This is a genomic window from Ruegeria sp. AB10 (genome assembly GCF_056542745.1).
Genome location: NZ_JBQGAI010000004.1, coordinates 20727 through 39217 on the forward strand (window position 1 = coordinate 20727; position 18491 = coordinate 39217).

Consider the following 18491-nt stretch of genomic DNA (forward strand, 5'->3'; position numbering starts at 1 on the left):
GTATGTTAATTTGTCGTTATTTTTTTGAGTTCATAAGTTGGTTGCGTTGAACGAAAGGTCGTGTAATTGTTTTGCCCTACAACAACCCCCTTTGATATCAAAGATATCGCTCCGGTGTTGTCAAAACCCCTTAAGGAGATCGAGACTGCTTGGAAAATTCTGCAACCGCACTTTGGCGCTCAATTGAACTTTGGTTGCCACAGAGTTGTGGTAGCGCCAAATTTCTTCGACGTCATCGCAATGAGCGTACTTATTGAAATTCTCAAGACACCTCAAACCGTTGAAAAATTGACGATAACTTCGATGGAAATCGCAGAGGATGTAGCAATCTTTCTGGACCAGTCCGAATTCGAAAACCCTTTCGATCAGCAACAAAGAACCTTAGTTCTCTCTCATTTAATTTCCTTGTTTAACAAGGGCGCCTTTCAAAATGGCGTCCAGCTTAGCTTTAACGAATTCTGGGCAGTTGCAGCAAGTATATTGGATGTATTCAAAAAAATTCAACTAACACTTGAAAGCAGCGCTTCCCCCGAATTCCATTCTAAGAAAGGAGCGCTACCGCAAATCCCCCAAACCGCTTGACACCGTGTGCGGATTGATTTTCCTACTTGTGATCAAATTATGTCGGCAAGGTTATCGGGCCATGGAGCACTTTAAGAACACTAAAATTTGGGAGATACTAATGCACTCCCAAGATTCGTAAATTATTAGATTTGCCATCAACCATATTAGTTAAGCATTAGGGAGGCTTCAGTTCTAGTAATTACACTCGCTAGTTTTTTTTGTATTCTCCTGCATCAGGGCATAAACAGTTTTTTTTTCTTCTTCAGTTAAACCAGATTCATCGCAAAATACAGATAGAGCCGTGCGCAGTCCACTTAAGACATTAAAAAGGTTGTCTCGCTTTGCGTCATCGACCATCTCTGATACCGCTGCGACGAACCAATGGTTGGTTTTCATGAAACACCTCGAGTTTTTTACAACTACAAGGTGTCTTGGTTAACGCTCGGTTAAATCTGACGGCTTCTCGGATGTTTTTCTGCCATTCCACGTCATCGTGTACTCGGAATGCTCCAATACGTATGTATTAACAACTTGCCTGATCGCTTCGGCTGTGAGAAACATCCCCTCCGCCTCCAGCCTCAACTCTATGTCAGTGGCGCGATGCAAAAAACTTTCATCCATCACTAAAATCCCCATTGCCACAACTGTGTCCAATTTGAATCGATTCCATTAACAAATGGTAAATTGTCCAAGTTTTCGCGACCATCCCTATGTACTTCGGGATCAATAAGCACAATATATACGATTGCGCTCACTCAAACTGGCTTATGTTACAGCTTTGTTTCCAAAACGTGCTCAACGTGCTCAACGCGGTCGTCGCGTTCCTCTTGAACGACCCACTGGCGTGGGCGTTAGTAACTTAGCATCGTTCGTGAGGCTCTTTCCAGTCATCAGAAGTAAACAAGACCCTACCTGCCTCACAGGTTACTGACGAACTTTTAACCACGATCCAGCACCACTTGTTTCCGTCACAGAATCAGGAGGTGAGTTTGATGCTCAGGTATGTTTATGCAGACGAGTTGCACAGGTATTCATTGCTGTCTGAGGGGATGTTCAAGGATAGAGCGGATCAATTCAAAACAAGGTTGGGTTGGGACGTTCAAGTTAATTCTCGGGGAGAAGAAAGAGACCAATACGATGAACTGAACCCGCTATACGTAATCTGGGAAGAGACTGATGGTAGCCATGGCGGATCAATGAGGGTTTTACCTACGACCGGTCCTGTAATGATAAATGATGTGTTTGGGCATCTTACCGGCGGCTCTCCGGTGTGCGACCCACGGATTTGGGAAGTAACCCGTTTCTGCCTGTCGCGCGCAGCGAGTCCACACACTGCAGGAGCCATAATGTTAGCCGGTGGAGAGTTGATGGAGAAATTCGGCCTCACTCATATCGCTGGCGTTTTCGACGCAAGAATGATCCGAATATATCGCATGATTGGGTCATCTCCGATCGTCTTAGGGTCGGAAGGACAAGGCCGTGAACAAGTCTCGGTGGGGCTTTGGCCCTATTCTGCGGAAGATTGCAATCGGGTTGCGAGCAGAGCTGGTGTTTCCAGAGAACTTTCCAAGCTCTGGATTAACGCCGCATTTGGTCGTTTTGGGACCTCCACGATACCGTTTCCACGTTCGGCTTAATGAAAAATGCTTAAGTGGATCCAGTAACTAGCGCTCTGGTTCACTTGTGTAAGTACATCACATTATCCTGAATGCAGTAAATATAGATTTCGAGGATCGAATATCTGATTGGAAAAATGGGCAATACAATCAGAAAGGCACCCACAATGCCCATAGCGGCAAGCGGCCCGCCGTAGTTTAGTGGTTAGAGAAACAAGAAATCAACTAGATTAGCAGGAGCAGAGAGTAGATTAACTTACACGGAAATCTATCCAAACATTGGGGAGTAGCTCAAATTGAGCAATCAAGTAGACAAGCGAAGGCCAGAAGGATCTCCGGGCGGCCGTAGCTCACGACCGGAAAGCCGGTCAGATCGGGAAGCCGAAACCGAGCGTCCGGGTCATTCGTCGAGGTTTATTCTCCATTCGAAACCCGAGGCAGCCATAGAGCAGGTACAGGCGCAGATCGACAAGTGGTTCGAAGATAATGACCGGCTACATGCCATGCGTGTGCAAGCGTGACCGAGAAATTCCAACCAACGCCTAGTGGACGGGGACATGATAGAGCGGAAGGTAGAAGTTACAGAGGCTGATGTGCCCGAAATTGATGGCATCACGAAACCGGACTATGAGATTAAATTTACCGTGATCTTCGGCGAAAGGTCTCTTGATGAGGTTGTCCAAGAGCGTGGCAAGGCTGAGTGGGCTAAGATGCACGGAGAGACACCAATACAGGTGTATTTTAAACGATCCCAATAGACGCGAGAGAGACCAGATTGTCCGGTTAAGAGCTTTGTTCCGGACAAAGACTTCGCGCTCAGTGACCTGCCCCCCGATGGTCCCTCATTCATAACGAGAGTCTGCGGGTCTGGTTTTCATATTCTTCGTCGTGAGTTGGGGCAAGCGCGTCAGGCGCGAAGCTCTCAAATTTCTCAAGCGTCCGACGCGCTTCTGCGGGTGTTTGGTTGCCGAGCGATGAGTGCGGCCTGACGTTGTTGTAGTCATATCGCCAGAGCGCTAGCTTTCGCCGTGCATTTTCCAGGCTGTCGAACATCTCCTCGTTCAGCAACTCGTCCCGGAGGCTGCCATTGAATGACTCGATGAAAGCGTTCTGTTGCGGCTTTCCTGGATCGATGTAGAGCCACTCAACGTCTTTGTTGTTGGTCCATTTTGGATCGCCCGGCTGGTGAACTCTGTCCCATTGTCGCTGACAATGCTGGCAGGCGTGCCGTAGATTCGGACCAGCGCATCCAGTTCCCGCGCGACACGGGTGCCGGATATGCTGGTGTCAGCCATCAAGCAGAGGTTCTCGCGGCAGCAGTCGTCATTGACGGCTAGGGTACGGAACCGACGCGATGCCCCGAATGTGTCAGACAGGAAGTCCAGCGACCACCTATGATTGGGCCGTGTGGCCTCTGGCGTCGGTGTTCGAGATCCACGCGCCCGCTTCCGGCTCCGTCGCCGCCTGACGCCCAGGCGCTTGCAGTGGAAGTTCGGACCCGCATGGGTTCTGAAGATGTGCTGGAGGTTCTCTACGGGCTGTTCCTGCGCCACGGAAAGCCTGATTTCGTTCGAAGCGATAACGGTCCAGATTTCTCTTCACAGGCAACCCAGAGTTGGCTCGAGAAGGTCGGTGTGAACCCGATCCGGATCTACCCGGGCTCTCCCTGGGAGAACGGATACAACGAGAGGTTCAATGGAACGCTCCGCCGCGAGGTTCTCAATTCCGAATGGTTCACAACGACCAAGCAGGCACAGATCGTGATCAATTGCTGGCTCAGGCAATGCAACCACACCCGACCCCATCAGGCCCTCAACATGCGCCCACCAGTCCCCGAAACTCTAGTCCGAAATGGCCCAGAACATGGGGGCTACCGGTGTTGCGATGAGCACCGATGTCCGCTTTGTAAATAAAAGGTCGCCATACGCGTACATTTGTGTAAGCCTCTTGCATCCTAGCTTGTTGGGTGCGCGAGAGCGTAATATTTTAGATATAGTATTTGGAGTTAATAGATATGAACCTCCGTATTCTGGCTGTACTATTTACGCTTGTCATACCTGGCTTGGTGAGTGCCAAGTCAGTTGTAGATATTTGCGACGAATATCAATCCGAACTTGGACATAAGTCCGACGAACTCTGGGCGGTAACGATAGCAGATTTTCTTAACTGGGACGCCTCCAAAACGACATAGGCGGTCCATTGCCTGCTGTTAGGCTCGCCCATTCGTCTACAGGTGGAAGCCGTTAACTTTCAGACATACGAAGAGGGCTTCAATTCAAACGTAATAGAACCAGATAAGTATTTCTCGCTAGTTGATGAATGCTACAACGATTTCTTAGCTAGTCGGGAGCGCTTGGATAGCATAGTCAAGGTTTTCTTCTCAGAGTTGTCATATCTTGCTCAAACAGACGAGAACTAGAGGGCAACAATTCATGGGTATTATCTCAAGTCGGGGTTTGGCCTTACGTCAGATGGAAAAACGCTGAGCGTTCCTGACGTACTGCATCTTACGGTATTTGATCATTGCGCGGAAATTAAGCCACAATTGCGAGCACCAATCAGGCTCCCATCCGATATTGTCGATTGACGGCCCAAACATATCATTCTGGGCCAGATCGCCTCAGCGCCGAGCGCCTTTGGTGAAAAGGGGATAACGGAAAAGTCGTATTGGAATTTGGCTGACTTGGTTTTCAGAACGCGTTTGTGAACGGGCATTCCTACAGGTTCCGTCAACGGCAGTTTTGTCCCGCGACTCGAAAATTGCCGTCGAAGTTTTCGCCGCGCGATGAACGAATGGCAGCGATCTCCGCCGCCGCGCGGCAGACTGGATCGAGCATTTGCAGCGATTTTCGTGCTGCGTGCACACCCAGCGAGAAAAGGCGATGACCGAGTTGGGCTCGTTCCCGACATTCTCTGCGCATTAAACGAAGGGCTGCTTCTCGGTAGCTCAGCTAGAAAATCATGAAATCTGGTGTCTCAGAAATTCAAATCCCTAAGTAACTGATTTTGTTTCAACCGCAGTCTCACTAATTAAGTGATCCGACAGTGTTTGGGACAACGCATTTAATGAGACCGAATTACTGAAACTCTTCCCCTCAAGAACTCAACACCTTCGCAATTCTCGTTTCTTGCGTGTTTCGTCGCCCCAGGTGTTTCAAGTCGATGCCAATACGCGGTGGAACGGCTGCCATCAGGCGAGATTTCCGAATTCAGGCGTGCTCTGGGTCTTTTGAGCACGCCTGGGGAAGTTTCGGCACTGTTCCTTTTGAGCTACTTTCCAGCCTGCAAAAGTCAGAACCACCGGAATGTGTCACGGCCGTAACGCAACTCCACATGGAAGAGATCACGGTTCAGCCCGATATCTTTCAGCATACGGTCGTCAAGCCGGGAAACATGTCGGTAGTCCCGCCGAATGCGGTATTCACGAACTGCCGCATCACGCAGGCGCTTAAACAGGTTGGCCAATATCTGCGCCAGAGAGCCTTTTTTGTTGCTAGGCCCATATGGCGCTTGGGTGCCAATCGGTCGAAACAACTCGCTTCGAGGGCTGGGAAAAGAATTACGTTCGATATTCATCTTTCTCTCCTGATCTTGTTGCAACAGCACCAATTGTGTCCGAGCATTTGCAGGGCCAATCGCGCTGGTCCTTCACTCCTGTCGCGAAAGCTGACGGCAATGGTGGGCTCAACCGCTGTCAGACAGCGTTGGCTTTTGGTTGCTGTGTGGCCATGCAGACATGCTCTACATGCCGATGGTCCGTGCCGCAGCAACCGCCGATCACGGTCAGATTCGGTAGCAACCGCTTAAGTTCTTGATGAAGCGCGCCGAATTCCTTCGGATTGCCGTCATCCAACTCCTCAGCTTCGTCCAACTCGGCATGGGACAGGCGCGACGCGTTGGCCCGCACCCCCATGATCCGCTTTGTCCAATCGCCGCCTTGCTCCAGAACAAAGCGGAAATGATCGGGATGCGCACAGTTGATCATGAAATACGCCGCTTTATCGTCTGTGACTCTGTCGACCTGCTCAATTGCCGCGCGCAGGTCCTGGCCCGAAGGCAGCCGGCCGTCGGTTTCAACTGTGAACGAGATAACCACCGGAATGCCCGCTTTCCGCGTGGCGTTTACGATACCGATTGCTTCGTCGACATAGGTCATGGTGATCGCCGAAACCATGTCTGCGCCCATCTCGGCAAACCAATTGGCCTGCGTTTGATGGTAGGCTTCGGCTTCGGATGCGCTCATGATTTCCGTCGGGGCATAACCGTCGCTGTGCGGCCCGATTACTCCGTTGATCACAAAGGGGGAATCCGGGGTTTCATGTTCGTCCCGCATCTTCACAAGCGTTGCGATCACCTCGCGGTGAATCTCTTTGAGCTGATCACGGCCCACCCCAAGCTCGGCTGCCCATCGGGGGCTGGCACGCCAGGTAGGGGTGTCCATAATGAAACCCCGGCGATGATCGACAGCCAGACGGGCGAACCCGCGCATATATCTGTCTATGGCATCGATGCCGTCCTGGCTTTCCAGTGCCTTGAAGGCTGCAAACAGCGGCAGGTCGATCTCGTCGTGAAAGACCAGTGTGGTTTCAAGGCCGCCGTCAGCCACCATCTGGGTGCCGTTCAACTGCGGCAGAGCATATCGGTATTTCATTGCTATTCTCCTGTTTCTGAGCCGCAAGACGGGCCGTTAAGGATGAAACGGGAATAGCAGCGCCTCGGTTTTGAACCTCGAGCTGCATCTGAGCTTTTCCTGAGAAAGTCTGAGGGATATGCTCGTTTAAAGGCAAAAGCGTTTGAAACATGATCGGTTTCGGGACATGAAATACGCGTTTAATGATTTTTTGATTGATACAGACCTCTTTCAGATATCGCGCGGTGGGGTCTGTGACAGCCTGACCCCGCAGACCCTGCAAATTCTGGAATACCTAATTACCAACCGGGACCGGGTGGTTCTGAAGGATGAGTTGGTTGAGCAGGTGTGGCAGGGTCGTTTCATCACTGACGCCACTTTGTCGACCGCGATGAAGGAAGCCCGCGTGGCGGTTGGTGACACGGGGCGGGATCAGCACACGATCCGGACAGTGCATGGGAAAGGGTTTCGCTTTGTCGCCGAAATCGACATGCCCGCGATCAACACACAAGACACACAATCGCCAGAGGGTATTGTTCTTGCGGTTCTACCCTTCAGAAGTCTGGGCACATCCCCCAACGACGGATTTTTGGCCGAAGGGCTGACGGAAGACACGATCACAAACCTGTCCCGGTTCCGCGAACTCACCCTGCTGTCACATCGCACGACCTCCCGGCTGGCTGCCGACAAGGTTTCAAACGCGGAGATGTCCGACAGACACGCGGTCACCCACGTTGTCGAAGGCAGTATCCGCAGGTTTCAGAACCAGCTGCGGGTAACCGTACAAGTGACCGAGGCCGGCAATGGCAGGCTGGTCGCGACCGAGCAATTCGATCGCGGCGGCGGGCCCGAGCAGCTGTTCGATATTCAGGAAGATATTGCCGCGTTGATCGCCGGGCGGCTTGGCAGCCGCCACGGATTGATTGCTAAGCAAGTGGCAAGGTCCCTGCCCGACGGGCGCACCCAGTCCTGGGACACATATTTTCTCGTTGCACAGTTTTACGAGTATTACCGGTCCTACGATCATTCTTTACATGCAGACATTAGGGACAGGTTGCAGGACGCACTCAAAACGGATCCGCGTTCGTCCGATGGGTGGGCGGCCTATGCCATGCTGCTGCTGGAAGAGTACCGCTATCACGTAAATCAGCGCCCGGATGTGGACGCTCTGGCGCTTTCGGCGGACGCGGCACGCAAGGCGGTGGAATGCGACGCGCTGAACGCATTTGCACAGATGACACTGGCGCTGACCATCTTCTATCAGATGGATATCGCCGGGTTTCGGGTCGCCGCCGAACGGGCGCTCGAGCTGAATTCCGGGCATTGCGATGTTCTGGCCGAGATCGGGTCATGCCATTTGTTTCTGGGTGAATTTGATCGGGCGGTGGAATTGCTGGACCGCGCGATTGATCTCAGCCCGGTGCACCCCGGATGGTACCACTATGCGCGATGCTGGCTCTATGCATCGCAGGGCTTTACTGAGGCCGCGCTGGTCGAGATTGAGAAATTTCCGATGCCCGAGTTCTTTTGGTACCAGGCGCATCTTGCTTGGCTGCATGGTGAATTGGGCAACTCTGAAAAAGCCCATGCAGCAGCCGAAGTCATGCGAGAGATGTTTCCGATCTTTGAGGACGTCGTCTATGAAGAGCTTGCACTGACTGGGATCACGCCCGAACGCGGCGAGATGGCCGTGCAGGGATGGCGCAAGGCAGGGCTCAGAATTCCGGAATATCCGAATTTGGACGCTGGCGCGCCATAGCTGGAACAGCGATCAAACCTGAGGCCACAACGGCTGTGGCCAAAGCCAAGTAACCCCCCGCGGCGATCGCAAGGCTTCCTGTCACGCCTCCCAACGCGAAACCCAGCAGATAGCGTGCCATCCCTGCCGCTGGTGCATCCGTTCGATCCAGATACAGCGGAAAAAACAGGAACAGGCCGAATGCGTTAACCAGAATAGTGATGCCGATCACCAGTTCATTCGTCGATAAATAGGTGAGCCCACCTGCAATTGCGGCGAGTAGCAGACCCACTATGCTTGCATGCAGGCTCAGCCGATTGGGTATGAAGCCGGCAAAGCAGGACCCCAAACCGGACAGCAACAGGCTGCCAGCCAACCAAGCGCTGAGGCTGCCCAGATCCAGCTCGACCGAAAACACTTCGAGAAAAGCCCAATACGCGCCCATGCAGATGAAGAACGGTAGCAAGCTCATGTCCTGCTTCCAGTTGAAATGCACGACCCTGAGTTTGTTTTGCTCGGGCCATTGCCGCCACAGCAAGACTATCTGTATCACCGCAAGAACGGCCAAAAGGGGCAGTAGTGAAGCCCCTGTTACATGGATTGCCGTGAGCAGAACGAACGAAGCGGCGCACCCGATCGCCATTCCGTTGCCGATCATTTGCGCAATTCTGGTATCCGTCAGACTGCGTGACAGGGGCAAAGCCAGAACGATGCCCAATGACAAACCGACGCCAACTGCGCCGATAAACAAAACCGTGGTCGAAATAACCTGCACTATCGCGGCGCTGGCGATACCGATACCCGCAACAACCCCGGCCCCAAAAGGTAAATAGTTACGGGCAGTTGCTGTCCCCATCGCGCACCCAACGGCCGCAGACAATAAAACAACACTGGCCAGCAGGCCGACAGCCACTTCGGAAATGCCGCTTTTGACAGCCAACTCGGCCAGCCAAATTGGCATTGTATTCAAAACGGTAACGCCTAGTGCAATGATGAACAAACGTATCAGGTGACCTGTCCTTGCCAAGCCAAGTTGTTATGTCAACCCGATGGTTGTTCAAACTCAACTATTGGTCAACATTTACAAAAGCGAGCTTCGCAGATGCGCTGCGGCCTTCGAATTCAATCGCACGGTCCCTGAACCGCTTCCGATGGGGGGCTCTTGCAAGGAAATATGCGCGGCTTAGCTTTGCTGGCGCGTTATCGCCCGAATTGTTTTCATCACATCCATAGCCAGTCCGGTGTTCAGGGCCGCAGGATGCGGATCGGCAAACGCACCATTGTCATTGTCGAAATAGCGCCCTGACGCATTTGAGAACTGATCGCTCAGCGCGGTCGCGATCAGAATGTCTGCACCGATGTTGAGATCGTTGCCCGCAACCCCAAAGCCATCCTTGACCATTTTTGACGCCAGCAGCGAACCGGGGTTCACGGCGATCAATGCCGGTCCCTCGGCCAGTTCCCTGGCCCACTCGCGGGTCCAGATGGTAATTGCCAGCTTGCTTTGCGCATAGGCTTCCATATCAGACAGGCGCGTTTTGCCCTGCATGGCGCCTAGATCCACCGTTGACTGAGCGGCAGACGACAGGTTCACGACACGGCCGGATTTGGGGATGATTGGCAATAACAGTTCAGTCAGCAGATAGGGCGAAAACGTGTTGACTACAAAGCGGATATCGAGCCCGTTCTCGAGCATCGGTTGCGGCGCCTTCAAAACACCCGCGTTGTTGATCAGTACATCCAGTGTCTCGTGTCTGGCACGGATATTTGTGGCCAGCGCGGCAACGGCTGCCATCTGAGAGAGATCAGCGCTGTATGTCTCTGTTTCACCTCCCACGTCTTTTTGGACGGCCTCCAGCTTTGCCGGGTTACGGCCGTGCAGAAGAACCCGGTGGCCGTCTGCCGCGAGCTTTGTGGCAGTGAGCAGTCCGATGCCGTCGGTCGCACCGGTGACAAGAATGGTTTTGGCCATTGCAGTACTCCTTCAGGAAAAGTCCGGCAGAATGTCGTTCGTCGGACGTTTGTGCGTTGTTTTGATGTATCTCTGGCTAAATCCTAGGTGGATCATGGGCGTTGGTATTCGCGTTGGACCGGGACCATCCACTGGCACTGTGGGATTGATGATCAGAACCTCACGGGTATTCGGCTTTCCTGCCAAAAGCTGCGTGATTTCCTGATCATAGACCCGGTTCCCTTGTTCGCCTGAACACGCGTTAATTGAACGTGGGGAATAGTCGACCTCAAGCCCGTCTTTACTAAGCCGCAAAGGCTACACTGATCCATGCCTGCCGCCCGGATCTGTTGACATGGTCGTTCACGATATCAGTTTTTGCATCCGATTTTTCCTGTTTGCCCTGATTGGGCAGCCTTTGCGGATTTGCAGCGGTGTTAGAACCAGTTCACAGTTTCGGCCATTGAACGGCGGGTTTTGGGGAATTGCGGGTCGCTGGCCCGATGTCCGAATGCGAACATGACTGCTGGCTTCCACTTGGTGGTGTCCACACCGAAATGTTCAGACAGCGCCTCGGTGGTCAGTTCCATATCGAACCCTTCGATCGGACAGGAGTCGATCCCCATCAGGGCAGCCGCCGTCATCATGTTGGCGAGGACGATATAAGCCTGCTTGCCGGACCAATCCGTAATCTCACGCTCGGATATGACGCGATGGTCCGTCGATTGGAATTTTCCGTAGGCGCCGTTGAACAGCTCGATAACATCTTCAGGCAACTGCTTCACCGCGCGATAGTGATCCTGCAGATAATCCGATCCCGCAGTCATCATTTCTGCCGTACTGGCCAGAAGGATACCAAAATGGCTCGCGGTGCCCAATTGACCCGTGCTTCCATTCATCATTCCGTTTGCGCCCCAGGAAAATTCACGAAAGTGCTCACGCATCTCGGGCGACTGGATGACCAGGACTTTGAACGGTTCGTGCCCGAATGAGGTTGGCGACAAGCGCCCGGCCTCCAGAATGGTTTCGAACTCGGAATCGCTGATCGTCTTGCCCGGGTCAAAAATCTTGGTCGCGTGCCGAAAGTTGAAGGCTTCGATGATTTGTGACTGAACGTTTGAAGGGGCTGACATCTGTGGCTCCATTTGGTGTGTGTTGTGTTGAGCGCGAAATAACACTTGCAGAAATCGATAAAACTGGGGAAAACGAGTTTCAGTTTTCGTGTTTTGCATATAATCGAGTTATGGACACTCAGGCCCTTCGTCTTTTCGTGCTTGCTGCGGACAAGCTGAACATCTCGGCCGCGGGACGTGAACTGGGCTTGGTTCCGGCCGTGTCCAGTGCTCGGCTTGCCAAACTCGAGCACCAACTGGGCGTTGAGCTTCTTCATCGCTCGACGCGCAAAGTGTCCCTGTCGCTGGAAGGCGCCGAGTTCCTGCCTTATGCGCGTGAGATTCTGGCGCAGGAAGATGCTGCCATGGCGGCTTTGGGGCAAGGTGCGGCGCAAGCCACCGGCACCCTGCGCTTTACCGCGCCCAGCACCTTTGCCCAGCTATACATTGCACCGATCCTTGCAAAATTTCAGGCTAAACAGCCGGGGATTACCCTGGATTTGCGCCTGTCTGACGCGCAATTTGACCTGATCGAAGGAAGCTATGACCTTGCCCTGCGAAACGCGCCTTTGATCGACACCAGCCTCAAAGGGAGAAAGCTGGCGGATGACAGGCGTATCCTGTGCGCGTCACCTGACTATCTTGCGACATTTGGTGAACCCGAAACGCCGGACGAACTGCTGCATCACAAACTCATCGCATTTCGGCATATCCGGGCGCGGGCGTTGAAGAGCGCGCATGGCGCCACAGCATCGTTCGATCCGGGTGCAACCAAATGCCCGCTGATAATGGATGACGGGCTCAGCCAAAAGCTTGCGACGGTCGCGGGCGCGGGGATTTCGATGAATTCGCTGTGGAGCGTTCAGGAAGAGCTTGCATCGGGTAGACTGAAGCATGTGCTACCCGACTATGAGGCCGCCGAAGACAATGTGTTGTGGCTGATCTACCCGAAATCGAACGTGCTATCGCCCAAGGTGCGCGTATTCATGGACTTCCTGATTGCCGAAATTGCCACTTACCCACCGTGGGAGAAACAGGCGGTATAATTCCGGCGCAGAGCGCGAAGGCAATTATTCAACCGCACTCACTGCCGCATAAACACTGCGAAACCGCGTTAATCGTTGGGACAGCACCGCCATGTCAGCGGGCTCGAACCGGTCCGTTGTTGGGGGCTGAAGAGCCAGATCAGCATTTTCCAAAGCGCCAACACCACAGGCTGCCAGCCGGGCCGCACCATAGGCCGGACCGGAATCCGCCCCCTTAGACCGCACAATGGGTTTCCCGGTCACCGTCGCGATCAGGCTCAACAAAAGATCAGAGCGGCTGCCGCCGCCAATGGCGGCCAGTTCCGGCAAGTTGTCTATCGTTTCGCCGAAACTCTGCGCTGCATCAGCAAAGCAAAATGCAATGGCTTCCACCACGGAACGGCAGATGCCCGCGCGTGTGGTCGAATCCTCAAGGCCAAAGAAGCAAGCCCGGATATGCGGATCCCCAAGCGGGCTGCGCTCACCGGTCAGATATGGCAGGAAGATCGGCACACGATCACCGCTGACCGTTTCGGCCAGCGTAACAACGTCGGCAGCAGACAGCCCAAGTTGACCACCAATCCATGAAATCGGCCTGGCGCCGTTCAGCATTGCTGCCATTTGATACCAGCGATCGGGCAGCGTGTGCGCAAAAGCATGAACATAGCGCTCGGGATTGGGATTGTACTTGCGATCCGCCACGAACAGCTGGCCGGACGTCCCCAGCGAGATAAAGCCACGCCCCGGCTCGGTAGCCCCCAGAGACACCGCCCCGGTTGCCGCATCCCCTCCTCCGGCCACAACGGGTACGCCGGGTTTCAACCCAGTTTCAACCGCCGTTTCTGCTGTGACCGTCCCAACAACACTGTGACCGTCGCAAACCTGCGGCAACCAATCAGGCTCAACACCAGTGGCTTCAACAATTCCGGCATCCCAATTGCGTGACACCTGATTCAGCCACAGGGTCCCGGCAGCATCGGACGTGTCGGTTGCCAACTCGCCATGCAGGCGCAAACCGATATAGTCCTTGGGCAGCAGGATATGGGCAAGTCGGGCATAGCGGTCCGGCTCGTGTTGTTTCAGCCAGGCGATCTTGGGTGCCGTAAAGCCCGGCAAAGGGAGGACGCCGGCAATTTGGCCTATATGCGGTTGGGCCGCGCGCAATTCATCGCACTCACGTGCCGCCCTGCTGTCATTCCAAAGGATGGCCGGTCGGATCGGACACAGGTCACGGCCCAACAAAACAGCCCCGTGCATTTGGCCGGACAAACCGATGGCTTTCACCTCGGACAGCGTGATTTTCCCCGCAAGTTGGTTCAATGCATCGCGTGTTACCTGCCACCAAATATCCGGGTGCTGCTCGGACCAGCCGGGTTGCGGCGAGGATGTCCTCATTCCTACCGAGGCCGTCGCAAGTATTCGATCTGTATCCGCACAGACAAGCTTGACCGCCGACGTTCCGATATCGATCCCGAGATACATTGAAACCCCTTGCTTGCAGAAACGTGCGGAAATTGTCTGGCTATTGATTTTTTAGCGCGCGCAAAGAATATGTAAAAACAGGACAAGATCAAGGCGGCTAAGATCCGCAGGCAGACTGGCATGACCAAGATAAAGAACATGGAAGAGTTCGCAGCCCTCAGCGGCATCTCGCGACCCACGGTATCCAAGTACTTTCACGATCCCGACAGCGTTCGCCCAACGACAAGGGCCCGGATAGAAGAGGCGCTCGAACGGTTTGATTATCGCCCGAATATCTATGCTGTGAACCAGAACCGAAAGCTGACCAAGAATATCGGTATCGTCGTACCCTACCTGGCCGATCCGTTCTTTGCCGAAATCGCGCGCTATTTGGAGCAATCCTGCATCGCAGCGGGGTATCGCCCGTTTCTTTTCAGCTCTCATGGTGAACAAAAGCTGGAAAACGAAATTCTGGACGGTTTGCAATCCTTGAAACCCGCAGGCGTGTTGTTGGCGCCGTTGGGGCGTATCTCTGACACGTCTGCGATTGAGAAATTCTGCGCCAGCGTGCCGACAGTCCTGTTCGACAGCAACCTCAACGGTCTGGGCGCGGCGTTTATCGGGTCCGACAATTTCAGCTTTGTGTCCCAGACCGTGGAATACATGACCCGTACCGGCGAGCCGCCTTCCTTCTTTGAGATGCGCACACCCGCAAACCCAAATGCCAACAAGCGGCGCAAAGCCTATGTTGAAGTGATGGAGCGTCTGGGCTTTGAGCCGCATGTCATCAAAATCGAAGGCACTGGCTGGGCCTTCGAAGAGATTGGCCGGCAGGGTGCGCTGAAGGCGCTGGATCAGCGCGAACTGCGCACAGATTCAGTTTTGTGCAGCAACGACCGGCTGGCGATCGGCTTTCTGGCGGCGTGTTACGAACAGGGGATTCGTGTCGGGCGAAAGGACGATTGCACATTGCGGGTCGCCTCAAACGACGATCATCCCTTTGCAAAATTTACGTGCCCGTCCCTGACGACCGCAGCACATGATTACGACAACGTGGCGGCGCGAAGCGTTGAAACACTGTTTGAACTTATTGAAAACGGTGGAAAATTCGACAAGCGGACGGAAACCCTCTTCCCTGCGCGGCTGGTCTTAAGGGAATCCGCATAGTCATTAAACTTAACGCGCGTAAAGTTTTTATTGACGGCGCGACAATTATTGAACTAGGCTCTCTGCACAGCATCCAAGCTCAGGGAGGACAGGGATGTATCTGAAACACGCACTTCGTGCGGCGACTGCGCTGACTTTCGTCGCCACGGCCGCGGCTCACGCGCAATCCATCACCATCGCCACAGTGAACAACGGCGATATGATCCGGATGCAGGGCTATACCGACAAATTCACCGAAGCGACCGGGATCGATGTCGAGTGGGTGACACTTGAAGAAAACGTGCTGCGTCAGCGCGTGACCACCGACATCACCACCAAGGGCGGCCAATTCGACATCATGACCATCGGTATGTACGAAACCCCGATCTGGGGCGCCAATGGCTGGCTGGTGCCGTTGGAAGGCATGTCTGCCGAATATGACGTGGACGACATTCTGCCCGCGATGCGCAACGGGCTGAGCCATGACGGAACGCTGTACGCCGCACCGTTCTATGGTGAAAGCTCAATGGTCATGTACCGCACCGACCTGATGGAAAAGGCCGGGCTTGAAATGCCGGACGCCCCGACCTGGCAATTCATCCGCGAAGCCGCCGCCGCGATGACCGACCGGGACAATGATATCAACGGCATCTGCCTGCGCGGCAAGGCTGGATGGGGTGAGGGCGGTGCCTTCATCACCGTGACCGGGAATTCGTTCGGCGCGCGCTGGTTCGACGAAGACTGGAAGCCCCAGTTCGATCAGCCCGAATGGAACGAGGCGCTGACCTTCTTCGTTGACATGATGGCCGAGTCCGGACCTGCAGGCTATGCGACCAACGGCTTCAATGAGAACCTCTCGCTGTTCCAGCAAGGCAAGTGTGGCATGTGGATCGACGCCACGGTTGCGGCTTCATTCGTAACCAATCCCAACGACTCGACTGTCGCGGACAAGGTTGGTTTTGCGCTGGCTCCGAACTCGGACGGCATTGACAAGCGGTCCAATTGGCTCTGGGCCTGGGCGCTGGCCATTCCGGCGGGCACGCAACAGGAAGATTCCGCCAAGCAGTTCATCGAATGGGCCACGTCCAAGAATTACATCGAGCTGGTGGCCGAAAACGAAGGCTGGGCCAACGTCCCTCCGGGCGCGCGCACCTCGTTGTATGAGAACCCCGAGTATCAGAAGGTGCCATTCGCGCAGATGACGCTGGACTCGATCCTGTCAGCGGATCCGAATAACCCGACGGTGAAACCGGTGCCCTATGTTGGCATCCAGTTTGCGGCCATCCCCGAGTTTGCAGGTATCGCCACGCAGGTCAGTCAGGAATTCTCGGCGGTCTATGCTGGTCAGCAATCGGTGGAAGAGGCGCTGGAAAAAGCGCAGGCCTTCACTGCAGAAGAGATGGAAGCCGCAGGGTACTGAGGTCTTCTCCCCGCGGGTGGGCAGAGGTCTGCCCCCCGCCCTACCCTTCCACACCCCGTGTTTTTCTCGCAGGCTGGTATGCGCCTGAACAGAGAGGTCTTGCGTCATGGCAACTCAACATTCCCGATCCGTTGCGCGCCTTATGATGGCACCCGCCGTGGTCCTGCTTCTTGGCTGGATGCTCGTGCCCCTGACGATGACGCTGTACTTTTCCTTCAAGAAATACCTGCCGCTGAGGGGGGGCGATCTGGGCTGGGTCGGGTTCGACAACTACGTCCGGTTTGTGTCCTCCAGTTCATTCTGGCCTGCGGTGCAGGCAACATTGGTCATCGTGGGCGGTGTTCTGGTGATTACGGTCATCCTCGGCATCCTTCTGGCGATGCTGCTGGATCAGCCGATGTGGGGTCAGGGTGTTGTCCGCATCCTCGTAATTGCGCCCTTCTTCGTCATGCCCACCGTATCCGCGCTGGTCTGGAAGAACATGTTCATGGACCCGGTCAATGGGCTTTTGGCGCATCTGTGGCGCTTTTTCGGGGCCGAGCCGATCTCCTGGCTGTCCGAGGCGTCGATGACCTCGATCATCATGATCGTCTCCTGGCAATGGCTGCCTTTCGCCACGCTGATCCTTCTGACCGCGATCCAGTCGCTGGACAGCGAACAGCTGGAAGCGGCTGAAATGGATGGCGCCCCGGTTCTGAAACGGTTCTATCACATCATCCTGCCGCATCTGAGCCGCGCGATCACCATCGTGATCCTGATCCAGACCATCTTTCTGCTGTCGATCTTCGCCGAGATCTTCGTGACCACCGGCGGCGCCTTCGGCACCCGCACTCTCACCTACCTGATCTTCCAGCGCGTGCTGGAAAGCCAGAATGTCGGCCTTGGATCAGCCGGAGGTGTCTACGCCATCATCCTTGCCAACATCGTTGCGATCTTCCTGATGCGCATCGTCGGCAAAAACCTGGACGCGTGAGGAGGAACGACCATGGCCCGCGCCGTCACAACCCGCCGCAAATCGCTGAACACCGCCCTTGCCTGGGCTGTTGGACTGCTGATCTTTTTCCCGATCCTCTGGACGATCCTCACCAGCTTCAAGACCGAGGCACAGGCGATTGCCAGCCCGCCGCTATTCCTGAATTTCAACTGGACGCTTGAGAACTATGCCATCGTACAGGAACGCTCGGACTATATGCGGTTCCTGTGGAATTCGGTCATCATCGCGGGTGGCTCGACCGTTTTGGGCGTGATCATCGCAGTGCCCGCCGCATGGGCGATGGCCTTTGTCCCGTCCAAGCGCACCAAGGACATCCTCCTTTGGATGCTGTCAACCAAGATGCTGCCTGCGGTCGGCGTGCTCTACCCGATCTACCTGCTGTTCATCCGTCTGGGTCTGCTGGACACACGCGGAGGGTTGGTCGTTGTGCTGATGCTGATCAACCTGCCGATCATCGTCTGGATGCTCTATACCTATTTCCGCGAAATTCCGGGCGAGATTCTGGAGGCCGCGCGGATGGATGGGGCGACGCTGAAAGAGGAAATCCTCTATGTCCTGACGCCTATGGCCATCCCTGGCATCGCCTCAACCGTTTTGCTGAACTTCATCCTGGCGTGGAACGAGGCGTTCTGGACCCTCAACCTGACCGCAGTTGACGCGGCCCCCCTGACGGCCTTTATCGCCAGCTATTCCAGCCCGGAAGGTCTGTTCTTTGCCAAGCTCAGCGCGGCCTCGACCATGGCGATTGCGCCAATCCTCATCCTCGGCTGGTTCAGCCAGAAACAACTTGTCCGCGGCCTGACCTTCGGCGCTGTGAAATAAGGAACACGACAC

16 protein-coding genes and 1 pseudogene are annotated in these 18491 nt (G+C 54.6%); 9 read left to right on the forward strand and 8 right to left on the reverse strand.

Annotated features, from left to right (window positions below; all coding sequences use genetic code 11):
- The first annotated feature begins 66 nt into the window (after nt 1-66).
- Complete coding sequence (locus tag ACR0NT_RS09740) at nt 67-582, forward strand: hypothetical protein (protein WP_170448151.1); 516 nt, start codon at nt 67-69, stop codon at nt 580-582.
- A gap of 174 nt (nt 583-756) precedes the next feature.
- Here the strand turns inward: ACR0NT_RS09740 and ACR0NT_RS09745 are convergent, their stop codons facing one another.
- On the reverse strand, nt 757-960 hold the full coding sequence (locus ACR0NT_RS09745) for a hypothetical protein (RefSeq protein ID WP_170448153.1): 204 nt from the start codon (nt 958-960) through the stop codon (nt 757-759).
- Nucleotides 961-1556: 596 nt separating this feature from the next.
- On the opposite strand from ACR0NT_RS09745, the gene ACR0NT_RS09750 reads away from it, so the two are divergent.
- On the forward strand, nt 1557-2201 hold the full coding sequence (locus tag ACR0NT_RS09750) for an acyl-homoserine-lactone synthase (RefSeq protein WP_170448155.1): 645 nt from the start codon (nt 1557-1559) through the stop codon (nt 2199-2201).
- 825 nt (nt 2202-3026) lie between these two features.
- Here ACR0NT_RS09750 and ACR0NT_RS09755 read toward each other — a convergent pair.
- Nucleotides 3027-3655 (reverse strand): annotated as a pseudogene (locus ACR0NT_RS09755) (integrase core domain-containing protein); the annotation flags it as partial.
- 27 nt (nt 3656-3682) lie between these two features.
- On the opposite strand from ACR0NT_RS09755, the gene ACR0NT_RS09760 reads away from it, so the two are divergent.
- A complete protein-coding gene (locus tag ACR0NT_RS09760; protein WP_170448159.1) occupies nt 3683-4093 on the forward strand; it encodes an integrase core domain-containing protein in 411 nt (136 codons plus the stop codon).
- A gap of 1378 nt (nt 4094-5471) precedes the next feature.
- On the opposite strand, the gene ACR0NT_RS09765 is transcribed toward ACR0NT_RS09760, so the two are convergent.
- Nucleotides 5472-5756, reverse strand: a complete 285-nt coding sequence (locus ACR0NT_RS09765) for a DUF1127 domain-containing protein (RefSeq protein ID WP_170448163.1) — start codon at nt 5754-5756, stop codon at nt 5472-5474.
- A 118-nt stretch (nt 5757-5874) separates the two neighbouring features.
- Nucleotides 5875-6831, reverse strand: coding sequence for a homocysteine S-methyltransferase family protein (locus tag ACR0NT_RS09770; RefSeq protein ID WP_170674744.1), 957 nt, complete (start codon nt 6829-6831; stop codon nt 5875-5877).
- 166 nt (nt 6832-6997) lie between these two features.
- Here ACR0NT_RS09770 and ACR0NT_RS09775 point away from each other — a divergent pair, with 166 nt between their 5' ends.
- On the forward strand, nt 6998-8569 hold the full coding sequence (locus ACR0NT_RS09775) for a winged helix-turn-helix domain-containing protein (RefSeq protein WP_170674746.1): 1572 nt from the start codon (nt 6998-7000) through the stop codon (nt 8567-8569).
- On the opposite strand, the gene ACR0NT_RS09780 is transcribed toward ACR0NT_RS09775, so the two are convergent.
- From ACR0NT_RS09780 to ACR0NT_RS09790, 3 genes are all read right to left on the reverse strand, one after another.
- Nucleotides 8526-9548, reverse strand: coding sequence for a hypothetical protein (locus ACR0NT_RS09780; RefSeq protein ID WP_170674748.1), 1023 nt, complete (start codon nt 9546-9548; stop codon nt 8526-8528). The genes ACR0NT_RS09775 and ACR0NT_RS09780 overlap by 44 nt on opposite strands.
- 183 nt (nt 9549-9731) lie before the next feature.
- On the reverse strand, nt 9732-10520 hold the full coding sequence (locus ACR0NT_RS09785; protein WP_170674749.1) for an SDR family NAD(P)-dependent oxidoreductase: 789 nt from the start codon (nt 10518-10520) through the stop codon (nt 9732-9734).
- Nucleotides 10521-10936: 416 nt separating this feature from the next.
- Nucleotides 10937-11632: an NAD(P)H-dependent oxidoreductase gene (locus ACR0NT_RS09790; protein WP_170674751.1), complete on the reverse strand. Its 696-nt coding sequence runs from the start codon at nt 11630-11632 to the stop codon at nt 10937-10939.
- Between the two features lie 110 nt (nt 11633-11742).
- On the opposite strand from ACR0NT_RS09790, the gene ACR0NT_RS09795 reads away from it, so the two are divergent.
- Nucleotides 11743-12657: a LysR family transcriptional regulator gene (locus ACR0NT_RS09795; RefSeq protein ID WP_170674753.1), complete on the forward strand. Its 915-nt coding sequence runs from the start codon at nt 11743-11745 to the stop codon at nt 12655-12657.
- Between the two features lie 24 nt (nt 12658-12681).
- Here ACR0NT_RS09795 and xylB read toward each other — a convergent pair whose 3' ends face one another.
- Nucleotides 12682-14118, reverse strand: a complete 1437-nt coding sequence (xylB, locus tag ACR0NT_RS09800; protein WP_170674755.1) for a xylulokinase — start codon at nt 14116-14118, stop codon at nt 12682-12684.
- Between the two features lie 120 nt (nt 14119-14238).
- On the opposite strand from xylB, the gene ACR0NT_RS09805 reads away from it, so the two are divergent.
- The 4 genes from ACR0NT_RS09805 (at nt 14239) to ACR0NT_RS09820 (ending at nt 18479) form a co-directional block, all read left to right on the forward strand.
- Nucleotides 14239-15264 carry a LacI family DNA-binding transcriptional regulator gene (locus ACR0NT_RS09805; RefSeq protein WP_170674764.1) on the forward strand — a complete coding sequence of 342 codons (1026 nt, stop codon included), beginning with the start codon at nt 14239-14241 and terminating at the stop codon, nt 15262-15264.
- Nucleotides 15265-15358: 94 nt separating this feature from the next.
- Nucleotides 15359-16663 carry an ABC transporter substrate-binding protein gene (locus ACR0NT_RS09810; RefSeq protein WP_170448181.1) on the forward strand — a complete coding sequence of 435 codons (1305 nt, stop codon included), beginning with the start codon at nt 15359-15361 and terminating at the stop codon, nt 16661-16663.
- A 106-nt stretch (nt 16664-16769) separates the two neighbouring features.
- The gene (locus ACR0NT_RS09815; protein WP_170375757.1) at nt 16770-17636 is read left to right on the forward strand and encodes a carbohydrate ABC transporter permease; all 867 of its coding nucleotides are present in this window, start codon (nt 16770-16772) and stop codon (nt 17634-17636) included.
- A gap of 12 nt (nt 17637-17648) precedes the next feature.
- Complete coding sequence (locus ACR0NT_RS09820; protein WP_170448185.1) at nt 17649-18479, forward strand: carbohydrate ABC transporter permease; 831 nt, start codon at nt 17649-17651, stop codon at nt 18477-18479.
- The last annotated feature ends 12 nt before the right edge of the window (nt 18480-18491 follow it).